This window comes from Bacillus cereus group sp. RP43 (assembly GCF_040459645.1).
Lineage (GTDB): Bacteria > Bacillota > Bacilli > Bacillales > Bacillaceae_G > Bacillus_A > Bacillus_A mycoides_C.
The window spans coordinates 2,599,736-2,621,006 of sequence record NZ_JARVHQ010000001.1 but is presented as its reverse complement, the minus strand read 5'-3'; the positions used below and the strand labels follow the sequence as shown (position 1 = coordinate 2,621,006).

Genomic DNA, 21,271 nt, shown 5'->3' with positions numbered 1-21,271 from the left:
TACTCTTAATATTTTTAGCTGATTCATTTTTTTACAATAAGGTTTGTATTCTTTGCGGCCTCAAAATCGAAGCCGTGGCTAAAGTATGCAATCACTACTTTTCCCTAAGCAAATCTATTCTCTATTTCAAATTTACCTGCCTGTACAAATTTTAGACTCTTAACGAACCACGAAAGCCTCTTGCGGCATAGTAAGATTCTGCCCCATTGTGATATACAAAGACGTGTCCAAAGCGATAATCGCAAAAAAGGGCACCACCAAGTTCTCTAATATCAGAAGGTGTTTGCACCCAACTCGATGTCTTCAAATCGAAATTCCCAAGATTTTGCAACGCCCGATATTCTTCTTCCGTTAATAGTTCAATGCCCATAGTAGTTGCCATATCGATAGCGTTATTTTCTGGTTTATGTTTCTTTCTTGATTCTAGCGCTTCAAGATCATAACAAACACTTCTACGACCTTTAGGACTTTCTGCTGAACAATCATAAAAAATGTATTCGCTTTTTTCTTTATCAAAATCAACAACATCAGGTTCTCCGCCAGTTCTTTCCATTTCATTAAGCGACCACAACTTTTCAGTATTAGCATCCAGATTTGATTGAACATTAGCCCATTCTAGCCCTTTATGACGGTTCATGTTATTCTCAAAACGATCTTTCAATGTTTGTAGTAATTCTTCACGTTGCTCTATTGACAACTCTTTTTTATTGCTCTCTTTCATATTAGTTCCTCCCTTGATGTCTTTATTAATGATAGTTTAAGTATATATAAATACTGTTTTATAATAAAATGTTTAAATAATTGCGTGAATTCAATTTGCGATAATTTATATGAATTAGTACAACCAATTCTCCACAATATGGCCCTTTAACGGAACAACTTATTGTTTCTAAACAGTTTCTTAATCGATCTTTCAATTCTAGATGTCCTTTACCTTTTCACAATAAATACACGATATAACTTTATTCAAAATCGCACATCTTTAATTCAACAACAATAAGCGATATACTTCCTCACCGTCATATACATTTCCTAATGATTTAAAACCATAACATTCATATAGTTTCTTTGCAGAAATATTATCTTTATGGACAGTTAATCTAATTTCCTCACACTCTTTAAAGTTATTTTTTATTAAGTTAATGATTTCCTTTAATGCTGCTTTTCCATATCCTTTTCCTTGCTCTTTTTCATCAACGATAAATCCGTTAATCCAGTACATATCTGTTGACTCACGTACAAAAGCATGCATAATAAAACCGACTATAAGGTCACCATCATATATAGCGAATGGAATATATTCGACATTTTCACCATCTGGTTTTATGTATACTTTAGCAAGTGATACTGCCACTGCCGGAACAAATTGCATTTGATTTTCTTTAACTCGTAACTTTAATACGTCTTCCCAATTTTCTCTCGTAACAATTTTTAATTGGACGTTCACTATTTTAAGCTCCTTTAAAAAGAGAATTTATCTTTTATATTCAACGGAGTGAAATAATTCCCTTTTTCGACATCACCTTATAACATGATTTTCATAAAATCCTGAATAAATTTTTCCTCATCTAATTGTAACGCTATACGCGCCCCTTCAGATTTAGAGTGTGGGCGAAAATCAGCAAAAGTTTGTCCCTTCGTTTCGCCACATATATCTACAGTCACTGTTCGGGATGTATAATTTAAAAATGTAGGATTCACTAAACCGCTTATAGCAAGTACATCGTGTAATAATGGCCCTTCAATAGATGGATTGAGCTTTTGGTATGCTGATAAATAATAATCGTACATGGGTTTCATAATCGGTTTAAATGGATTTTTTGTATTAGCTAAAATATAACTAAATACATTTGGGGTTAAAACTGTTTTATTTGTTACATTTAAAGGGAATAACGTTAAATTTTCCGCTTGCTGAAACACAATTTGACTGGCTATAGGATCTCCGTACACGTTTGCCTCTGCTAATGGAGTAACATTCCCTGCTTCTAAAAAGACACCACCCATAAAATAAATCCCTTTTACATTTAACATCAAGTCGTTCCATAAATTAAACGCAATTGCTAAAGAGGTAGATCTTCCTACATCGACAATTGTTAAATCTTCTCCATACTTTACAAGAATCGCAGCAATACTGCCAAAATTGTATATCGGAATGGATAACACACTTTCCGGTACATGTATGGGTCCTAATCCTTCTGGTCCATGAATTTCAGGGTAATACATTGTAATTTCATTTGTAAGTGGCTTTGTTGCCCCGCTAATTACAGGAATATCTTGTCTGTTTGCTAACTGTAAAATATATGCGGCATTATGAGTGGCATGTATATGTTCAACATTTCCATATCCAGTTACGATACCAACAATTTCAATTTCAGGATGCAGTAAGCCATACATAATTGCAAACGAATCATCAATACCTGGGTCTCCAAAAAATAAAACCTTCTCCAAGAAATGCACTCCTTTCATAGGTAAGATAATTATGTATATGTGGAAAAAATTTAAATCTATACAATTCTAAGCAAATATTAATGGTGAGTAGTGTGTCGATAAAAAAGAACTAGTATTATACTAGTTCTTACTCTGGTGATCATCTAACAGTATAATTTAATTCCGTACAAATGCTGGACTAGTGCATTTTAATATAGATATTTCCCGTTATATCTATATTAAAAATCCCATATTATTTCAATATTGTTACTTTCAAATTGCAACTACTCGCAGAAGTGTCTTACCATACTTTTTCGCTCTCGATTTGCTTATATTTATCTTTTTTAAATGTTAAATGAGCAATCACAACTCCAAGTATAGTAACTATCCCTCCAACAATCGAAACAAAGGTTGGTACCTCGCCTAACCATATCCAAGCAATAACACAAGCAGTTACTGGTGTTAAATATAGAGAACTTGTTGCCTCAGAAGCACCGGAATGGGATGTAATATACGCTAATGCAATATACGGCAGTACTGTCGGAAACACACCTAAATATATTACACTCAAAGTAGTTCCAATAGGAGCTGCTACAATTTCTTCATAAATCCCTGGCAAAAAAATAAGCATAAATACAGTACCAGACCAAATTGTATATATTATAAATGGCAAGAAACCGTACTTTTTTAAATATGGTTTTTGAAAAACGAAAAATAGACTTTCTGAAATTGCAGCTAATAATATTAGTAATACCCCACTATTCGAATGAACAGCATCTCCTTGACTTAATGATAAAAAAGCTATTCCTACCAAACTAATTACACCACCGATCCAACCATTTAATTTCATTTTTTCATTCAAAAAAACAGAAGCAAGAATTGCTGTTAATATCGGTGTTACTGAAACAATGAAACTAGCAGGTCCAGCATTCACACTCTTTTCACCGTAGTTTAGTGCAATATGATAAATCGTAAATCCCAAAGCGCCAAATATAAAAATTACTGGAATATCTTTTAAATCAGGTAACCGTAATTTGTATATAAGTGAAAACAGAAGAAGAATCAAAGAAGCAATTAGTAATCGTAGCAAAGTAAGGTGTTCAGGCGTATAAGCTTCAAGCCCCATCCGAATTCCTGGAAAAGCTGTTCCCCATATAAGAATCGTAAAAGCATGAGCACATACAATATGAGGATTCCATTTTTTATTGTACATATTTTCTCTCCCTCTCCAATAAATCAGCTATTTTCTAATTACCAATTATTTCTTTTCATCATATTTAATAGTTGATAGAATGTCTTCAACCAGTTATTCCTGGAAAAAACCAACCACTTTGCATTTTTAAAATGAATGAGGGAGTTTTTAATATGTCTACTGATAAAAAGCTGCCTAAATATCGGCAGATAATAGACCATATGAAAGAAAAAATCGAATACGGAGAATGGCCGATTGGAAGTAAGATTCCTAGTCAGCGGCAGTTAGCAAAATTATTTCATGTAAATCGTAGTACTGTAATAACCGCACTAGAAGAACTTATGGCAGATGGCTTAATTCAAGGGCAAATCGGAGTAGGAACAATTGTAAAGAATAATACATGGTCATTATTAGCGACTAATCCCCCGCCCGATTGGAGTGAATATGTAAAGGCTGGTATTCATAAGCCAAGCAAATTAATGGTACGAGAAATAAATGAGGCAGAAGCAAATAACAAACTTATCCATCTTAGTAAAGGTGAACTTGCACCTCATCTTTTCCCGTTAGAAACTATGCAATTCATTATGCGAAACGTATGTGAGGAACTAGATTATTTTGGATACGAGGAACAAAAAGGATATTTGCCTTTACGTGAAGCAATAAGTAATTATGTAAAATCATTTGGAATAAATACATCACCAAGTTCTATATTAATAGTCTCTGGTGCATTACAGGCATTACAATTAATATCAATCGGTCTATTACATAGAGAATCAACTGTATTACTTGAACAACCTTCTTACTTATATTCGCTTCACGTATTTCAATCAGCTAATATTCACCTTGCTGGAATACATATGGATCAACAGGGCATTTTCCCTAATGACTTGTTAAGACGAATTAAATATAGTCAAAAGAAAAATATTTTATATTCGATACCTTGCTTTCAAAACCCAACGGGGATATTAATGTCCAAAGAGCGACGAAAAGAGATACTAAAAGTTTGCGAAAAAGAACAATTGCCTATCATTGAAGATGATATTTACCGTGAGTTATGGATGGATGAACTACCGCCGCCTCCTTTAAAGTCGATGGATAAACATGGACATGTTTTATATATCGGTAGTTTATCTAAAACACTTAGCCCAGGACTTAGGATTGGTTGGATTATCGGACCAGAGCCTGTTATTGAGAGTTTGTCAGACATAAAAATGCAAACTGACTATGGATCAAGTTCTTTATCACAAAGAGTTGCTGCAGAATGGTTGAGTAAAGGATTTTATGAAGAACACGTTGCGAACGTACGGATCCAACTGAAAGAGCGCAGACGAATGATGTTACAAGCTTTAGACAAGTATTGTGCAGATATTGCTACATGGGATATTCCAAGTGGCGGATTTTTTATATGGCTAACGGTTGTACCTAACATTCCAATGAAAAAACTGTTTTCAGAAGCACTATCAAAGGGAGTTCTTTTAAACCCAGGACGTATTTATGAAGAAGAATCGGATCAGTGCATACGCTTATCGTATGGATATGCTTCCCCTGAACAAATTACTCAAGGTATTTATATATTAAGTAATTTGATTCGTAAGTTAATGGCATAATAAAAATCCTCTTTTATATAAAGAGGATTTTTATGTGTACCTTATTTACCACAATCTCATTTCCTGTCCTAATAAAATAAGTTCTTCATAAGGATCTCCGTCAATTTTTAATACTTGTGCAAAAGCTGGTTCTGTTTTTATGCCTTGTTCTTTTAATTGGATGATTTTTTTTCTAATATGGGGATGCTGTATTAATAGCATGTGCTCCACTATCATATGTTTATATGCATTTTGGTTACGCACTGGCCGCGGTTGACCAAATAATTCAAATTCAAAACCTTCAAATTGAAAAGTTGCCTTTATTGTTAAGATATTTCCAATGTTTTTCTTTTTCATTTCAAATCCTTCATATGAACCATACAAAGATCTAATTTCCTGTTCAAAAACATCATAATCATGTACTTCCATTACAATATCCAAGTCAGAGTGAAGGGTATCAATTCTAATAGGGATTGTCCCGCAAAGTACAGGACTATACAAAGCTAAATCCGCCATTATGTTTAGTTTATTCATAACTTCGTAAACTTTTTGTTGTTTATCGTTCCCAGATTGTAAGTATGTGATAGATGTAAACATAGAAGCCTCTCCTTCATTTAACGTAATACTCATCTCACTAAATTTGAGAAAAAATTTAATCATTTCATTTTGTTCTAGGAGTACCTTTATTTCAATATATTAAGGCGAACTAACTATATTTTTCAACTTTTCTCCTATACTGCAATACTATAAAAATAAAAAAGGAGGAACTTTTATGAGCATTTTCAACATTCTTTTGACCATACACATATTATTTGGAACCATATGTTTAATTACTGGTATTGTAGCGATGGTTGCTCAAAAAAAGAAAGGAAAACACACGGAATGGGGCGAAATATATCATGCATCTTATGTTGTCATAACCCTGACGGCAATTATATTGGCCATTATAAAGTGGGATGAAATCGCATATTTATTTTATGTAGCAATTTTCTCTTATTCATTTGCGATTTATGGCTACCTTGCAAGAAAAAAGCGTTGGAAAAATTGGATTCGCCACCATATTAGAGGTATGTTAGGCTCCTATATCGGTGCTGTAACCGCACTTTTAGTAAACGTCGGAATTCATATTCCAATTATTAATTTACTGCCGCCTATATGGTTTTGGTTTTTACCTACCTTAATTGGCATTCCTCTCGTAGCCAGTGTATCAAAAAAATATAAAAAACAGAGGAAGAATTAGTTGCATTTTGATTACTTTCTGAGTAATCTTATGAAAAATTATGCTTAATACAGCAAATAGTATGATTATTTCGATTCCATATTTCCTATGATATAATAGGTTATATTGTTTTTTACCATCTAAATTAAATATAGGAGGATTTTAATGATACTATCACAAGATAAAAACATTAAACTAGTGATACATGCAATTACTTTATTATCTTTCTTGGCCTTTTTCCTCTTTGGTAATACACTTTTCTTTATACCGCTCATACTTTATTTCGTTTTCAAATCACAAAGTATAAAAGAGATGAATCTAGAATCAGCCCTTTTCCAATTTGGAGTATGGCTCGCTGTATTTCTTTGGAACTTCGTAGTAATCCGTACGATCATGCTTTCCTTATTACACATTGACTTGAGTACAAATTCCTTATTTGTTATTTTCGGAACAATTCCACTATATATAATACTTTTAGCCGCCGTAATTTTAGGACCACTTAAAGGGATTTTATATGAATTACAAAATAAAGAATTTCATTATCCTATTGTTTCACGATGGGTGCATAGAACTAAATAAAAAGAATCCAATATTTTTATTGGATTCTTTTTGTTTTCTCTTTTGCATAGTTATTTAAACTTCAGCTCAATGTATTCAATTATGTTACCATCAGGAAAACAGCCGTACATCATTTCCTATCGGGTAATTCTTTTTATTTATGATTTTTCAAATCCAATATTGAATGTAAACGATCCGGATAATTAGTAAACATGCCGTCTACACCCCATACTAGTAACTTTTTCATATCTTTTTCATTATCTACTGTAAATGGATGAACTTCTAATCCATAATTCTTTATTTTTTTTACGTAGGCTGCATCAATATATTTGTAATTCATACCAAGACCTATGCAGTATGCTTTATACTTTTCTATTTCTGATTCTGTTAATTGAACTGCTTTTTTATATGATAATAATTGTACTAGCGGTATATTGGCATTTAAACTATGAATCTTTCGCAGACTTTCTTCACTGAATGATTGAATAATAACTTTATCATTTATTTGGTAGTGATTAATAATTTCTAATAGTTTTTCTTCCATTCCAGGATATTCATCTGGCGATTTTGTTTCGATATAATAGTTAGCATTATGTCCAAACGTTTCAATAATTGCTTCTAGTGTTGGAACTGTAGCATCTTCAAATTCTTTCTTTGCTAAATTGGAATGCTTTTTATTGAAAAAAGATCTTGCATTTAGTTTCTTTATTTCTTCTAATGTATGTTCTTTAACTAATCCCACACCGTTTGTTGTACGGTTTAATGTTTCATCATGCATAGCTATTAAATGTCCATCTTTTGTCATTTGGAGATCTATTTCTATATAGTCACCTTTTAATTGTTGTCCTAATGTATAAGCCACTATTGTATGTTCTGGTGCATATGCAGAAGCACCTCTATGCGCAATGTTTTTTATATGATTTGATTGATTAGTAGCTTTTATATAACTATGTTCATTTACTTGTTGAAAAACAAAGATGCTTATTACTGTGAAGAAACAAATGATTGTAATTATAGATGTTTTTTTCATAACGGTATGTTAACTCCTATATTTAAAACAATTGGACTTGGATGATTTACTCAAATAAATGCCGATTTTCAAAAACAGTCATTTGTCCTACAACTTGAAAGCCGGATTTTTTATAAATATTTATTCCATCAGGTGAAGCTTGTAATACGCAATACGTATTTTTTAGTTGTTTAGCTTCTTGCAGCAAGAAATTAAACATAGTAGAGCCGAATCCTTGTCCTCTCATTTCTTCTTTAGTCGCAATATCATAAATACCGACACTATCTTTCGTACATACTAAAGAGCCAACAGATACTACCTCACCTTTATAAAGACCTAGGTATAGTTTCATGTCATCGCTATTCCATAAATCTAAAGAAGAGATTTGATTATAGTATGATTGAACATTAGAGCCTTCCGCTGATGTACCGAATAAAGCCGCTAATGTTTCGCCAAATTTTTGTATTTGTACCGGCGAAGTTGCTTTTTGTATTGTAAAACCTGCTGGTATGTCTATTGTAGGAAGAATTGTTTGTAAATCTGCAACCATTGCAATATTATTTTCTGCTTCTATTAATCTAAGTTTTAGTAAATCGTTCTTAAGTGTATTCTCTCGCTTTGCATCCCAACACCAAACACTCATAGGGAACCCTTTTTGATTAAAGTGTTCTATCTCCGCACATAATTCTTCGTTTCCTTCCGTTAAGTTGTTGTTTAACAAAGTAATTATATTAAATGTATCTGTAGGTAAACCACAGTTAACGGCAATATAATCCTTCGTTTTCTTTACACTCATCCCTTGCACATGACGAGCAACATATGAAGTTTTGTATATAAAATTATCTATAAGTAACTTTTGATAATTCATCAATTATGCTCCTTTTAAAAAATAGTAATTAAATAACACCTATTTTAAATATAACATATAAGAAATTTCACTTAATCAATGATATTCCCCTTTGTAACCCCTTTATATCACACGATGTAGCATAATAAGAATTAAAAATGATATAACATTGTCGGAATGAAAAAAGTGGTATATAATAAATATTAACATTACTAGTAATTATTTTAGGTATTCCTAGAATAAAGGAGCGATACATATGAAAATTACTATTTATTTCGGAAGTCATGAAGATCAAGATGTTCGTACTATGGACTGTCATTTAGATGTAGAAGATACAGAAGAGATTGTATCTGTATCTTAATATAAATAATGGGATGAAACCTCTTCCCTGCAACGTTTAAGGCACCTTTTATAGGTGTCTTTTTTATTGTTTTTTCGTCAAAAACCCTTTACTTTAGAGCGTTTTAATAGTAAAATATAAATATACGAACAAACGTTCTTTTTATTTTAATTGTACATGAAGGGATGATTTTAACAATGACTCAAGCAAAGCGCAGAGGAAGAAAAAAGCAAACACCTATTATTTCAAATACAGGCTTTATCGGCTCTGTCTTTATTGATACATTGGAGTTACAAAAGAAATCCTATTATTTCGCTCGTAAAAAACTTCAAATTGTGCATCACGTACTAGATGGTCTATCTGGAGCAACGAGTGCATTATTTAAAGAACATAATATCGCTGCATACATGTCATGTGTGTATTTACATAAACAAAAGAAAATTGGCTTCGTTCTTTCAACAAAACCATTTGAAGAAAGTGATGGCGTTGCGTACTTTATAAATTATTTAATTGAAAAGAATTTTTACGGTGACGAGGAAGTAGAATATCAAGAAGTGTTTAATACAGGTTTTATTGGTGTAGTATTCGCGGATTTATCTAGTATAGATCGCTTTAATTTTGAGTTTGAAATGGGTATGTTAACGAAATTAATGAAAGATATGATTATTCCGGTTAAAGAGCTCTTTTTACGCCACAATGTACCAGCATACATCTCTACTTCTCATTTAGAGGAACAAAACAAATTAGGTTTCGTTCTATCTGTAAAGCCGTACGATGAACGCGCTGAAGCAGATTTATACTTTGAAACATACTTAAAAGAACGAGGATTATTTATTGGTGATGAAGAGGATGATATTGATAAGATTGTTATTAGAAAGACGGCTGAATTACGATAGAAAAGCGCAGGATGTGGATCCTGTGCTTTTTAAACATTTAACAATATCACTTAGCTACGCAAAACACTATAATCTTTTGAATGAATTTCTAAATTCAACTTATTTGAGTAAGCTTTATTCAAAATAAGAAATACTATCCCTCCTGCAATTGGAAGCATGTAGGCTGGAATATAATTTAATAATAGACCTGATAATGCTAGTGCTATTGGCTGCATCATTTTACCTATACTTAATCCAATACTGAGCACTCTTCCCCTATATTCATCGGGAATCTCTTTTTGCATGAAATAAGTTAAAGGAATATCAATTAGTGCTATCATTAGCCCTAAAAAGAACATAATAATGCAATACGTAGTAACGTATACAAAATTATCTACTTCAATACTTTTGAATAAAATTGGAATCCCTAAAATTATCATAAAAATTGCCAACATAAAACTTGATTTTTTTAAAAGATAGGAATAAGAAAAACGATCAGTTATCTTTTTTACTAATATTGCACCAACTATCATTCCTACTGGAAAAGTCCCATGAATCATGCCAAATTGCTTCGAACTAAGATTCAGAACTGTGTTTATTATGTATGGTAATGGGACGATTACAGCAAAACCTAGGAAGAAATTAAGTGAAGTTAAAATACGAAACGTATTTTTTAAGCTTTCCCTTTCAATTAAGTAAGAAAACCCCTCTTTTATATCTTTAATAAAATTAATTTCTCTTTTTGAACATCCATTTTTTATGTTGTACTCGAACAATTTAAAGTGAATAAACAATATGGATATGCCCGAAAGAATAAATGAAATACCATTTATAATTATAAAAGTTTTTATATCTAATACAGCAAAAATGATGCCACCTAACATAGGACCGAGAATCAAAGATACAGAATCGATAATTTTACTTATAGCGTTAATACTCATTAGCTTCTCTTTAGAGATGATATTTGGTTTTGCGGCTTCTAATCCTATTCCGAAGAATGTTGTAAATACCGACATAAGAAAGGTAGTAGCATAAATGATGAATAAGTTTAATCCATAATTGCTGCTTACTATATAAACAGCAATTAACAAGCATCCATTTAGTAGATCCATACAAATAACCAGCTTCTTTTTATCAACCTTATCTGCGATTACGCCGGCAAATGGATTCATAACAATCATTGGAATCGTTCCTAAAATGAGTGTAATTGCGAAATTTAATGCTGATCCGGTTATTTGTAAAACATATAATCCTAATGCGAAACTATAAATAGAGCTACCAAATATTGATACTGTTTTCCCAATTACATAGAGACAAATATTTCTTAGTTCTTGATTGCTTTTTTCATTTTGTAAATGTATTCGTAAACTCTCCATAACTTTTCCCTCCCACTTAACTTTGTATTACGTATAGTGTAAGTTCTTGGGTCAACCCAATATCAATATGCTAGTATTAAAAACTTTTAAAAGAAAAATTAAAAAAGATGGGGTTAACCCCATCTTTTTCCGAAAAATGAATATGTATAAATTTCTTCTCCTTGAACAAAGAAATCCTCGTATTTTCCTCCTCGTTCTATATATTCTGAAGTTCTTTCATCAATGGAATGAAACTGTAGTTTTTGAATTTCTCCCTTAACTTTTGAAGAGGTAAAATTCTCTCGTAATCTAGTTGGTATATGACTATTTATGCTGAAATTTTTAAATAAAATAAATGAGCTTAGCATATAACACTCTGGTTTAAAAAGTGGATTTAATTCATGCAACAAAAAGTTTTCATACTCAAAACTATAATTACTTGTACCAGACTGATCAATTACAATATCAGCAGAATAATTTTGAATAGGTATGTTTAAAAAATCGGCACAGATAAATATAATGTTTCTTTTAGGGTTTCTTTTTTCAATTACATCTTTTAAAAATATAAGTTTATTCAAATCTCGATCAACAGCAATATATAAGCAATCCTCTGGCAGCTCTTCATAAATATTTCGTAAAAAGAATCCAAGACCCGATCCTATATCAAGTATTACCTTGTCATTTAAATCTAGTTGTTTTAGTTTCTTTTTCGCCCATTCTCCTACTCTATGTATATTCTCCAAATAAGAAGAATCAGTTTCATGGATATAATTTGAAATAGGATCTTCAAAAGAAGCCCTGTCAGACGTTTCAAACGATTTACCTGCTGTTAAAATCCCTGAATTAATAACATACTCTGCGCCGCAATTACAAGTTAATTTCCCCTCCGTAATTTGATTGCTATTAATAATTCCATCTTGAAGAATTAAATGTCCGCTACACTTAAAACATGTAAGAAAATTAAGTACCCTTAAATCTATCCCTAAAATTGAATTAGAAATCTGAGTTGTTAGAGATAAATCATTTAACACTGCCTTTAATTTATCTCTTCTTTCCTTTAAATTTTTTATTTCATGTTCCACCTTTTCATATTTCAATTTAAATAAAGATTGGTAAAAAGTATCTTTTTCATAATTTATAGATTTTGCTAAACTTTTATAAAGAAAAAGTTCTTTAATTTCATTCAAACTAAATCCTAGCCATTTGTACTCTAATATAAGCTCTACATCCTTTTGACAATACTCATCAAAAAAATAATGGCCACCCTTCTTTTCGGGGATAATTAGCCCGAGATCCATATAATGTCTAATCGCATCTATACTTAAATTATTTTTTTCTCCAAATTTACCGATTTTCATAATATCACTACCATTTTAGTATTTGTTTATAAATACTTCTTTTCTAATAGTAGGAAATCCTTTTATCTATCTATACATAATTATCTAGTATGGGGTAGATTCAATGAATACTTCATATTTGTTGTAGAAAAAATAAAAAACCCGCGAATTATTCGCGGGTTTTCCTCTTAATAACTAATTGCTATTGTTCCTTCACCTGCATGGACAGCAAATGAAATTGGCAATGGATAAAGCTTGAAATCCATTTCAGGGAATGCTTGTTTAATATCTGAAATCCATTCTTCAGCTCCATCTTTATCGTTAGCATAGAACATATGAAGTACTTTTGGTAATTCTTTTTCAAGCTCATTTTTAATGTATTCTCTACATTTTTGGATTTTACGCACTTTCTTTTCAAGTAAAAGTTCTCCGCCTTTTACTTCTAAGATTAAGTTGACACTTAATAAACTTCCAAGTAAAAATTGAACTCCCTTTACTCGACCACTTGCATACAAACCTTTTAAGCTTTTTGGAAATACATAAAAAGGCCTTCTTTTTTCATCTACTAATGTTTTATGTATATCTTGTAAAGTCATACCATCATTGTATAACGTTTTAGCTTTTCTCAAAAGTTCATCCATTGGATAACTTGTCGTTTCACTATCTAATACAGTTAAAGGGAAACCTGCCATATCAGCAGCTAATTTCATATTTTGATAGGTCCCACTTACTTTTCCGCTAATAGCAACTGCAAAGCCTTCTTCATATTCTTCTTTGCATTTAGTAAATAATTCTACCATTTCCCCTATGTTAGGTTGCGAAGTAGTAACGGTTCTTCCGTCATTTAACGCTTCATAAAGACGTTTATGAACTCCTTCTTCACAATCCTTATAAGACACTCCATCAATAATAACTTCAATTGGGATAACAAAGTTATCACCATCTGTTGTAAAACTCGCAGTTGTACTATCAGTAAACCAAGCAACACGCTTCATGTTGTTCCTCCCTTATTCTGTTCCTCTTTTCTGACTTTTCTATATATTTATCTTACGAAAAGAGAATATCCCCTGTAATAGTAACAGGACTTTATTATTTTGGCTATAGTAGATGTATAATAAATGTGAATGTTTTTTGTCTATTTATCAAAAAAAAAGAAAACCACAAAATTTTCCGGCCTTCTTTTAACATTACATTACTTAAATGTTTCGTTATCTAAAATAACAACATAATCATTCGTCATTCGCCCCGCTTCTTTCGTATAACTGACAAGCCGCTGGATGTTATCACAGCAAATCTTTGCTCCCCATACGAGTAACGGTACACCAATAAAATCAATATGAAATCTTCTAGAAAACAAACCGCCTAAAGTCATTGGCAATGGAACTGTTGGTGATGTATTAGAAAAAATAATCTTATCATGGTTTTGATAATGTTTTTGCAAAATCTCTCCTAAATGCTTCATCGCAGGTACAACGACCTTTGATGCCCCGCAGCCAATTGTATATACGGGATTCCCATATTCATCTTGTCCATGAAAAATAATTTTCCCCATATCTTCTGTTTTCAATTTATTAAAGTACTCCACATTTAAAATTTCTTCTTTCGTTAACTTCCGATCAGTTGGTAATTTATTTAAATGATAAGCTGCAGCTAGCGAGGTTGTATGCGTTCCACCGAAATCTGTGTAAATGAATATCATATTATCATCCCTTGTTGTAAAAGTTCAATATTATTTAGTATTACCGTTCACAGCGTTGTTAAACAAGGGACGAATGTATTTACGCTTTTTGTGTTAATTCATTATATTTTTTCCAAATATAATAGCGTCTACTAATTACAGTACCTAATGTGATACATAAAAAGGCATTCGTTACAGCTATTAATGTGTGGTGAGTACTGCCAGGAAACATACTTTGCTTAATCAAAACCTTTGCACTTAAAATAACAAGTAGAATAATTGTACTTAACCAATTTCCTTTTCGTAATACATGACCTGTTTCACTATCTAATCGAAATGTTAAAGCTTTTCCCCTAATAACTCCAAGACCCAATCCAATTCCGAGCATTGCAACGAATAGTAGTACGTGCAATATATTTAATTGTCCCATATGAATAATGGACTGGATTGTTACAAAGCACAGCAAAGCCGGAATGAGCCAAATACGATTAATATTCACTTTGTATTCCTTACCTTGCATTAATACAATTATAAGAATAACAAGTAGAGTAACAAATAGAATATCCATTTAGAGTCCTCCTATATACTTGTTTACCTTTGAAAATTATATTCGTCGCTGTTCATACCATACTTGAAATACGATAGTTACTTTAATTTGTAAAATATGGAATATGATTCCCCATCAGCCTTAAGTGTTATTTATAAAAGTAAAAAGACGTACTTTTTACTCGTACGTCTTAAGTACCTTTATTCAAAACAAGGATATTCATGAACTCTTTTAACTTTTTCAAAAAGTTTTTTCTAGTTCTTTCATTATTTTTTCAGGTCCTGCCCCTTTATTTGAAGGAATAACTAATGTAATTCCTAAGTCTGGATAAACAGCCGAGCGAAAACTCACACCTGGATCATATCCCATTACATGGTATTTAAAAATGTTGTCTTGCCTTTTCTCGATCCATATGCCATATCCATAAGATTGACTATTATTTACAAGAATATGAGGGGCTAAAAGTATGTTCGTATATTCTTGGCTCAATAATTTATTGCTAAATAATGCTTCCCAGAATTTCAACATATCTGGAGAGGTAATATAAGCACCTCCATCAGCACCTCCCTTTATAGGGATAGAGTATGCATTTGTTCTCCATTTTTGATTATTTACATCTTTTATATATCCGAGAGCTGTATGTTTTGGTAAATTATCAAAAGAGAAATAGCCGGAATCATTCATGCCAACTGGAACAAATATGTTTTTTTCTATATATTCCGTAAATTTAAGCCCTGTCTGTTGTTCTATAATTAATCCAAGTATGATAAAACCTGCGTTATTATAGTGAAACTTACTTCCTGGTGCAAACATCATATTACCATTTTGGAATAATGGTAAAAAATCTCTTAAACTTTTTAAAAGATACATAGGTGTTTGTTTCCAAAGATCCTCGAAGTTATCCATAATACTTTCATCAAAATAATCTGGAATACCAGAGCTATGTGTTAAAAGTTGATGAATTGTAATGTCTTTATCAAAATTCGGAAATTCAATACGCAAACAATCTTTGAGTTTTGTATGAAAGGATAGCACACCTCTTTCAACAAGTTGGCAAATACCGATAGAAGTGAATAATTTACATCCTGAAGCGATTCCGAATCTTGTTTGTAGAGTATTATATATACCGTCACTTCGATTTGCGTAGCCAAACGCCTCTTCATAGACTAAGTCTTTTTCTTTTTTCACTAAAACTACCCCAGAAAAATCTAATTTCTGGTGCAATTCTTTTACAATTTTCTCGATTTCATCTTTTATTTTTATCACGACAACCACCCTTGTCTTTCAATATTGTTCGTTCTCCTTATTATTTTTCAATATAAAGGGGAATAAAACCTCTTATTGAATGCCACAAAGATGCTAAAATCATTTCGAATCTATTGATTCAGTTGAATATATCCTAGACTTCGACGGCAATAAAGTAAACAAACACAATATGATAGTAGTAAGTAGCATTACAACTACTCCTACAATGACTATAAACTGAATGGAACTAAATTGAGTTACTACTCCGAACAGTATCGTTGTAAAAATTGTTATGACTGCAATAACAAGCCCGTATATACTCCCAATCCGTCCCATTATATGAACAGGAACATTATTTTGATAAAATGTGTAAAACCCTGTATTTGCATATGCCATAGAGAAAGATAGAATAAAGAATCCAATAGCAGCTATTAAAAACTCACTTGAAAAAGCATAAATCAAATATCCGATTGCAATGAATAATGATCCTATTCCAATTAGAAATGAAGGTGCTAATTTTTTTGATAAAATTGTATTTGTTATTGCTCCTAAAATAAAACCCGCACCAGCGGTACTAACTAAAAAGCCATACTCACTATCTGTTAACAATAAAACTTCTTTCGCAAATGATAATTCAAGTGAATCAATAGCGGTAGCTAATACCATCATCCCTTGAAATAAGAAGTAAACACAAACAATATACATAGATTTTTTACTAAAATTTAAAACTATGTTCCAATCTTTCTTTAATACAGTTAGTGAAAATTTATCATTGGATGTATTAGAATCGTATTTTTTATCAAGATCAGGTAAAAGTAATGTAATTAACCCTGATAACAGAAATGCTATAGCATTCATATATATAGCAAACTCTGGTGTACCAGTTATTAATAATATCCCCGCCACTGCTGGACCAATTAAAAATGCACCAGACCCTATTAAACTACGTAGTGAGTTGAAACGTTGTCTTTGTTCTACTGTAATTAATTTTGTCATATACGTCATAGCGGTTGGTTCATAAATCGCACTAGCCATGCTTATAAAAAATACTAAGAGATAGACAATCAAAAGGGATGGAAGCAAAGGTAAAATGACGATAAATACTGCTCGGTATATATCGAGGTGAATCATTAACTTTCGTTTATTTAAACGATCTATCATACTTCCCGACCAAGCGTTTGTAAATAAAGCAGCAAATGGTTTAATTACATATAAAGTAGCAACCGCTAAAGCTGAGCCACCCATATTATAGACAAGTACATTAAGTGCTATTAAGTAAATCCATGCACCTAAATTTGCAATACCCACTCCGGACAGTAGTAATAAAGGATATTTCCAATCTTTAAGTAATTTTTTCATTTTAGGCACCCGCTTTCTAAATTGTTTTAAACCAATAAAAAAACCCCACCCCCAAGACTTAAAGTCTTAGGGACGAGATTTATCATCGCGGTGCCACCCTAGTTTGTTAATATGTCACCATATTAACCTTATCAGGTACTGCATAACGCTTATACCTTAGCCCTATAACGGGAGCTCCCGTCACACCACCCCCTTTATTAAAGGTTCCGATGTGCTGCTCAGAGGCTTGATTCAATAAAGAATTTTTGCTCCTTTTCAGCTAAATGGAGCTCTCTGTGAAAAATTCATTTTATCTACTCTTCTCATCATCGCATGTAATTTTATCCATATTATCATATAGGTTATATATTGTAAATGATTAAAAAGAATAATCAGTTTTTTAGAAAAGTGAGCATCCGTTCTAATTTTGTAACTTGATTTTTTATTTATTTTTTTAATACGGTGCGTGAAATTACTTGTAACTCTAACAAAAAGAGCCTATTATACTATAGACTCTTACAAAAATCGATATTAATTTGTATTCGCTTCTGATAACGGTTCTAGCGGTGGTTCTAATTCTAGTTCTAAAGTATCACCCTCTTGTAAATCTTGTCCTTTTTCAATACTTTGACTCGTTACATAGCCCATACCTGCAGTTTTTAAATCTAATTTTAATAGCTTGGAGAAATACATAACATCACGCATTGACCAACCTTTAAGGTTAGGCATTTCCACATTATTTCCCACTAGAAATATGCGATCTCCTTCACTCATTACCTCGCCAGTCTGTGGAAATTGTCTTATTATTTTTCCTTCTCCTAATACTACCGGTTGAAGTTTCGCTTTTTCTGCAATATTTTTCACAGTATCCATCGTTTGATTTACATAATTTTGTACTTTTATTTCAGATTGCTTTGTTGCATCTGCCATTTGTTTTTCTGTATATGGTTTCACTTTTAAATATTCTAGACTATTTTTCATAACTGGTTTGAAAATTTCAGCAAGAGGCTGAGCACCGTATTCATTCCCCTTTAATTTAGGTTGCTTAATGGCTAAATATACGATTAATTGCGGATCATCAATTGGAGCCATTCCTAAGAATGAAAAAATATAATTATCTTTCCCTTCCATATATCGTCCATTTTCAGGATTCGGAATTTGCGCTGTCCCTGTTTTACCACCAATCGGATAGCCATCAATTTTATACATCGTTCCCGTTCCTTTAGATGATGTTATAACACGCTCCATTAAGTTCCTTACCTTATCTGCAGTTTCTTTTTTAATCGGATTCCCTATTTCTTTAGGTTGATTTTCCATAATAACTTGTTTATTTGTTGGATTTACAACCTTATCAACAATATAAGGTTGCATCATTTTCCCGTCATTTGCTATAGCTGTGGCCGCTTGTACGATTTGAATAGGAGTTACAGTTGAGCCTTGGCCGAAAGAGGTAGTAACTTGTTGAATTTGAGTATTTAATAATAATGTATTTTTACTTTCTCCAGGCAAATCTATCCCTGTTTTTTGATTGAAACCAAATTTATTCATATATTGCTTGAATTTATTTGGTTTCAGTAACTGGTCTTCTAAAATAGAAAAAGCAACGTTCGATGACCGTTCAAACCCTTCATCAAATGTAATTGAGCCCCATCCATAGCCACCATTATGATCTTTAATCTCAGCTGAACCAACTGCGTATTTTCCTGATTGGAAATATTCTTTCCCATTATATACACCTTCATTAATTGCAGCAGCTAATGTAAAAACTTTCATTGTAGACCCTGGTTCGAATGCATTCGCAATTGGATCGTTTAAAAAATATTCAATGTCTCCTTTGTTAGGATTATAACTAGGCTTACTAGACATTGCTAAAATCTTACCTGTTTTTGGATCCGCAATAATACCTACTAACATAGAAGGATCATAGTGTTGCGCAGCTTTATTCATCGCGTCTTCTAAAAAACTATTAATTTGTTTATCAAGCGTAAGGTATACGTTATTTCCATTTTTAGCAGGTTCTATTTTTCCTATATCATTTGTAAGTGGGATACCATTTCGTGAACCTACATATTTTACATTTCCGTTTGTAGAGCGTAAATATTTATCCAAACTTTCTTCAAGCCCAAACTTCCCCTCCGCATTACCTTTATCATCTGGTCTTGCAAAACCAAGTATATACGAGGCGAAGTCTTCATTTGGGTATACTCTGGCTTTTTCTGTTGTAAACGATACACCTGGTATTTTCAAATTTTTAAGTTCTTCCTTCGCTTCTCTAGATAAGTTACGTCCAATTTTACCAATTTCAACTTGCGTACGTCCTTCATGAAAATTTTTCATGATCTCCTCTTTATCAACTTCAAGCGCATCTGCTAAACGTTGTGCAGTATCTTCTTTATCTTTTAATTTATCTTTTCCTTTTAAGTTTACAACGATGCGATATGTCGTTGAGTCTTGGACTAATACTTTACCGTTTTGATCATAAATTGTCCCACGATTTGCCTCTAAAACTCCATTTTTGTTTTGTTGTTCCTTCGCAAGATCCTTTACATTAACATTATGCACGACTCCTACTGCTTGAATATAAAATATACGTAAAAGCATAGTAAGAAACAAAACAATAAAAGCAATCATCATATATCGAGCGCCTTTATTCGTTTGAAGTTTATGCATACTAATCTCCTTTCCTTTACAATGCATTAATGCGAAGATGCGCTACTAAATATGTTCTTTAATATAGTAGATACTATATTTTTCGAAGTTTTTTCACTAATTCCTCTATAACAATAAGAAAACCGGTTCTGTTGCTATTTGTTTTTTATTAATTTTGTATTTTTTAATATAAAATACGGTAAATGAAATTTAAGAATCTTCAAAAAAAAGAACCTACTTTTTGTAGGTTCTTAAGATTAAGCTATATGGTTATATTTCGCTAAAAATGGCACCCGTTTTGCTACTAGTGCATACATTTTGAAAATAAAACTTGCTAACGGTTCAAATATACGTGCGCTTTGCATCACTAATCCACTTGTAATAAATGTTAAGAACGCAGCACCAAGTATATCTAGAGGATAATGAACACCTACGTACATGCGTGATACACCAACTAATATTGCCCATATAAGCGCAATATATTTAAGTTTTTCTCCTCTTAGAATAAATACGAAAGCAATAGAAAATACAAGTACAGAATGATCACTTACAAATGATGAATCTGCTGCATGCGGTACTAATTGATTTACATGATACGTAATAAAAGGGCGCGGATGATAATATACCGCATGTACAAGAACATTTACTAATAATGCAATACTGACTGAAAGTGTTGTATATAATACTGTATATTGTTTTTTAATTGCATTCTCTTTCTTTCCATTATTGAACCATAGGATAAGCATGAATAGTATAGCGACATATGGAACACTATTTGTAATAGCGATCATTAGTGCATCTAATAGCTTGGATGATCCAGCAAAATTATTAACCCATTGAAATACTGTGTAATTCATATTACTCTCTCCTTATTATTTTTATTGCACTTTAAATAAAGATACAAGTGTTCTTGATTTACACAGTATACACTATCAATATGAAAATGGGCTTAAGCTTTTCTCATCAAATTCTCATTTTGCTACTATTCATTTGACATTTGTGTAACTATTTACAAGAGCTAAATATGTATAAAGGCTATAAAACATTTAAAATAGTATGGTAATCACTC

Annotated in this window: 20 protein-coding genes and 1 other annotated feature; of the genes, 4 read left to right on the top strand and 16 right to left on the bottom strand. The window is 32.0% G+C overall.

Going from position 1 to position 21,271, the window contains the following annotated elements; all coding sequences use genetic code 11:
• Positions 1-151 precede the first annotated feature (151 nt).
• From QCI75_RS13865 to QCI75_RS13850, 4 genes are all read right to left on the bottom strand, one after another.
• Complete coding sequence (locus tag QCI75_RS13865) at positions 152-721, bottom strand: DUF4256 domain-containing protein (RefSeq protein WP_353760690.1); 570 nt, start codon at positions 719-721, stop codon at positions 152-154.
• Positions 722-982: 261 nt separating this feature from the next.
• A complete protein-coding gene (locus QCI75_RS13860; protein ID WP_144504488.1) occupies positions 983-1,447 on the bottom strand; it encodes a GNAT family N-acetyltransferase in 465 nt (154 codons plus the stop codon).
• A 77-nt stretch (positions 1,448-1,524) separates the two neighbouring features.
• Positions 1,525-2,448 carry a nucleoside hydrolase gene (locus tag QCI75_RS13855; protein ID WP_353760689.1) on the bottom strand — a complete coding sequence of 308 codons (924 nt, stop codon included), beginning with the start codon at positions 2,446-2,448 and terminating at the stop codon, positions 1,525-1,527.
• Between the two features lie 280 nt (positions 2,449-2,728).
• A complete protein-coding gene (locus QCI75_RS13850) occupies positions 2,729-3,640 on the bottom strand; it encodes a DMT family transporter (RefSeq protein ID WP_353760688.1) in 912 nt (303 codons plus the stop codon).
• A gap of 152 nt (positions 3,641-3,792) precedes the next feature.
• On the opposite strand from QCI75_RS13850, the gene pdxR reads away from it, so the two are divergent.
• Entirely contained in the window at positions 3,793-5,226 is a 1,434-nt protein-coding gene (pdxR, locus tag QCI75_RS13845; RefSeq protein WP_353760687.1) for a MocR-like pyridoxine biosynthesis transcription factor PdxR, read from the top strand.
• A 45-nt stretch (positions 5,227-5,271) separates the two neighbouring features.
• On the opposite strand, the gene QCI75_RS13840 is transcribed toward pdxR, so the two are convergent.
• Entirely contained in the window at positions 5,272-5,802 is a 531-nt protein-coding gene (locus QCI75_RS13840) for a DUF4269 domain-containing protein (protein WP_353761532.1), read from the bottom strand.
• Positions 5,803-5,977: 175 nt separating this feature from the next.
• On the opposite strand from QCI75_RS13840, the gene QCI75_RS13835 reads away from it, so the two are divergent.
• Positions 5,978-6,445 carry a DUF2306 domain-containing protein gene (locus tag QCI75_RS13835; protein ID WP_002136583.1) on the top strand — a complete coding sequence of 156 codons (468 nt, stop codon included), beginning with the start codon at positions 5,978-5,980 and terminating at the stop codon, positions 6,443-6,445.
• A 144-nt stretch (positions 6,446-6,589) separates the two neighbouring features.
• Positions 6,590-7,003 carry a magnetosome magnetite crystal formation protein family gene (locus tag QCI75_RS13830; RefSeq protein ID WP_002141962.1) on the top strand — a complete coding sequence of 138 codons (414 nt, stop codon included), beginning with the start codon at positions 6,590-6,592 and terminating at the stop codon, positions 7,001-7,003.
• Positions 7,004-7,136: 133 nt separating this feature from the next.
• Here the strand turns inward: QCI75_RS13830 and QCI75_RS13825 are convergent, their stop codons facing one another.
• Both QCI75_RS13825 and QCI75_RS13820 read right to left on the bottom strand, forming a co-directional pair.
• A complete protein-coding gene (locus QCI75_RS13825) occupies positions 7,137-8,012 on the bottom strand; it encodes a glycerophosphodiester phosphodiesterase (RefSeq protein WP_144504500.1) in 876 nt (291 codons plus the stop codon).
• 46 nt (positions 8,013-8,058) lie between these two features.
• The gene (locus tag QCI75_RS13820; protein WP_144504502.1) at positions 8,059-8,859 is read right to left on the bottom strand and encodes a GNAT family N-acetyltransferase; all 801 of its coding nucleotides are present in this window, start codon (positions 8,857-8,859) and stop codon (positions 8,059-8,061) included.
• Positions 8,860-9,375: 516 nt separating this feature from the next.
• On the opposite strand from QCI75_RS13820, the gene QCI75_RS13815 reads away from it, so the two are divergent.
• Entirely contained in the window at positions 9,376-10,074 is a 699-nt protein-coding gene (locus QCI75_RS13815; RefSeq protein ID WP_144504504.1) for a hypothetical protein, read from the top strand.
• Positions 10,075-10,124: 50 nt separating this feature from the next.
• Here QCI75_RS13815 and QCI75_RS13810 read toward each other — a convergent pair whose 3' ends face one another.
• From QCI75_RS13810 to QCI75_RS13770, 9 genes are all read right to left on the bottom strand, one after another.
• On the bottom strand, positions 10,125-11,429 hold the full coding sequence (locus QCI75_RS13810) for an MFS transporter (RefSeq protein WP_353760686.1): 1,305 nt from the start codon (positions 11,427-11,429) through the stop codon (positions 10,125-10,127).
• Positions 11,430-11,542: 113 nt separating this feature from the next.
• The gene (locus QCI75_RS13805) at positions 11,543-12,766 is read right to left on the bottom strand and encodes a methyltransferase domain-containing protein (RefSeq protein WP_353760685.1); all 1,224 of its coding nucleotides are present in this window, start codon (positions 12,764-12,766) and stop codon (positions 11,543-11,545) included.
• Between the two features lie 167 nt (positions 12,767-12,933).
• Positions 12,934-13,740, bottom strand: a complete 807-nt coding sequence (locus QCI75_RS13800) for a DegV family protein (RefSeq protein ID WP_002127627.1) — start codon at positions 13,738-13,740, stop codon at positions 12,934-12,936.
• A gap of 197 nt (positions 13,741-13,937) precedes the next feature.
• Positions 13,938-14,444 carry a DUF3189 family protein gene (locus QCI75_RS13795; RefSeq protein ID WP_002085266.1) on the bottom strand — a complete coding sequence of 169 codons (507 nt, stop codon included), beginning with the start codon at positions 14,442-14,444 and terminating at the stop codon, positions 13,938-13,940.
• Between the two features lie 79 nt (positions 14,445-14,523).
• A complete protein-coding gene (locus QCI75_RS13790) occupies positions 14,524-14,991 on the bottom strand; it encodes a CcdC protein domain-containing protein (RefSeq protein WP_353760684.1) in 468 nt (155 codons plus the stop codon).
• Positions 14,992-15,210: 219 nt separating this feature from the next.
• The gene (locus QCI75_RS13785) at positions 15,211-16,236 is read right to left on the bottom strand and encodes a serine hydrolase domain-containing protein (protein WP_144504512.1); all 1,026 of its coding nucleotides are present in this window, start codon (positions 16,234-16,236) and stop codon (positions 15,211-15,213) included.
• A gap of 99 nt (positions 16,237-16,335) precedes the next feature.
• A complete protein-coding gene (locus QCI75_RS13780; RefSeq protein WP_353760683.1) occupies positions 16,336-17,574 on the bottom strand; it encodes an MFS transporter in 1,239 nt (412 codons plus the stop codon).
• A 65-nt stretch (positions 17,575-17,639) separates the two neighbouring features.
• Positions 17,640-17,892, bottom strand: a binding site (T-box leader).
• Between the two features lie 192 nt (positions 17,893-18,084).
• Positions 18,085-20,223, bottom strand: a complete 2,139-nt coding sequence (locus tag QCI75_RS13775) for a penicillin-binding protein (protein ID WP_144504516.1) — start codon at positions 20,221-20,223, stop codon at positions 18,085-18,087.
• Positions 20,224-20,459: 236 nt separating this feature from the next.
• The gene (locus QCI75_RS13770) at positions 20,460-21,059 is read right to left on the bottom strand and encodes an undecaprenyl-diphosphatase (protein WP_144504518.1); all 600 of its coding nucleotides are present in this window, start codon (positions 21,057-21,059) and stop codon (positions 20,460-20,462) included.
• Between the last annotated feature and the right edge of the window lie 212 nt (positions 21,060-21,271).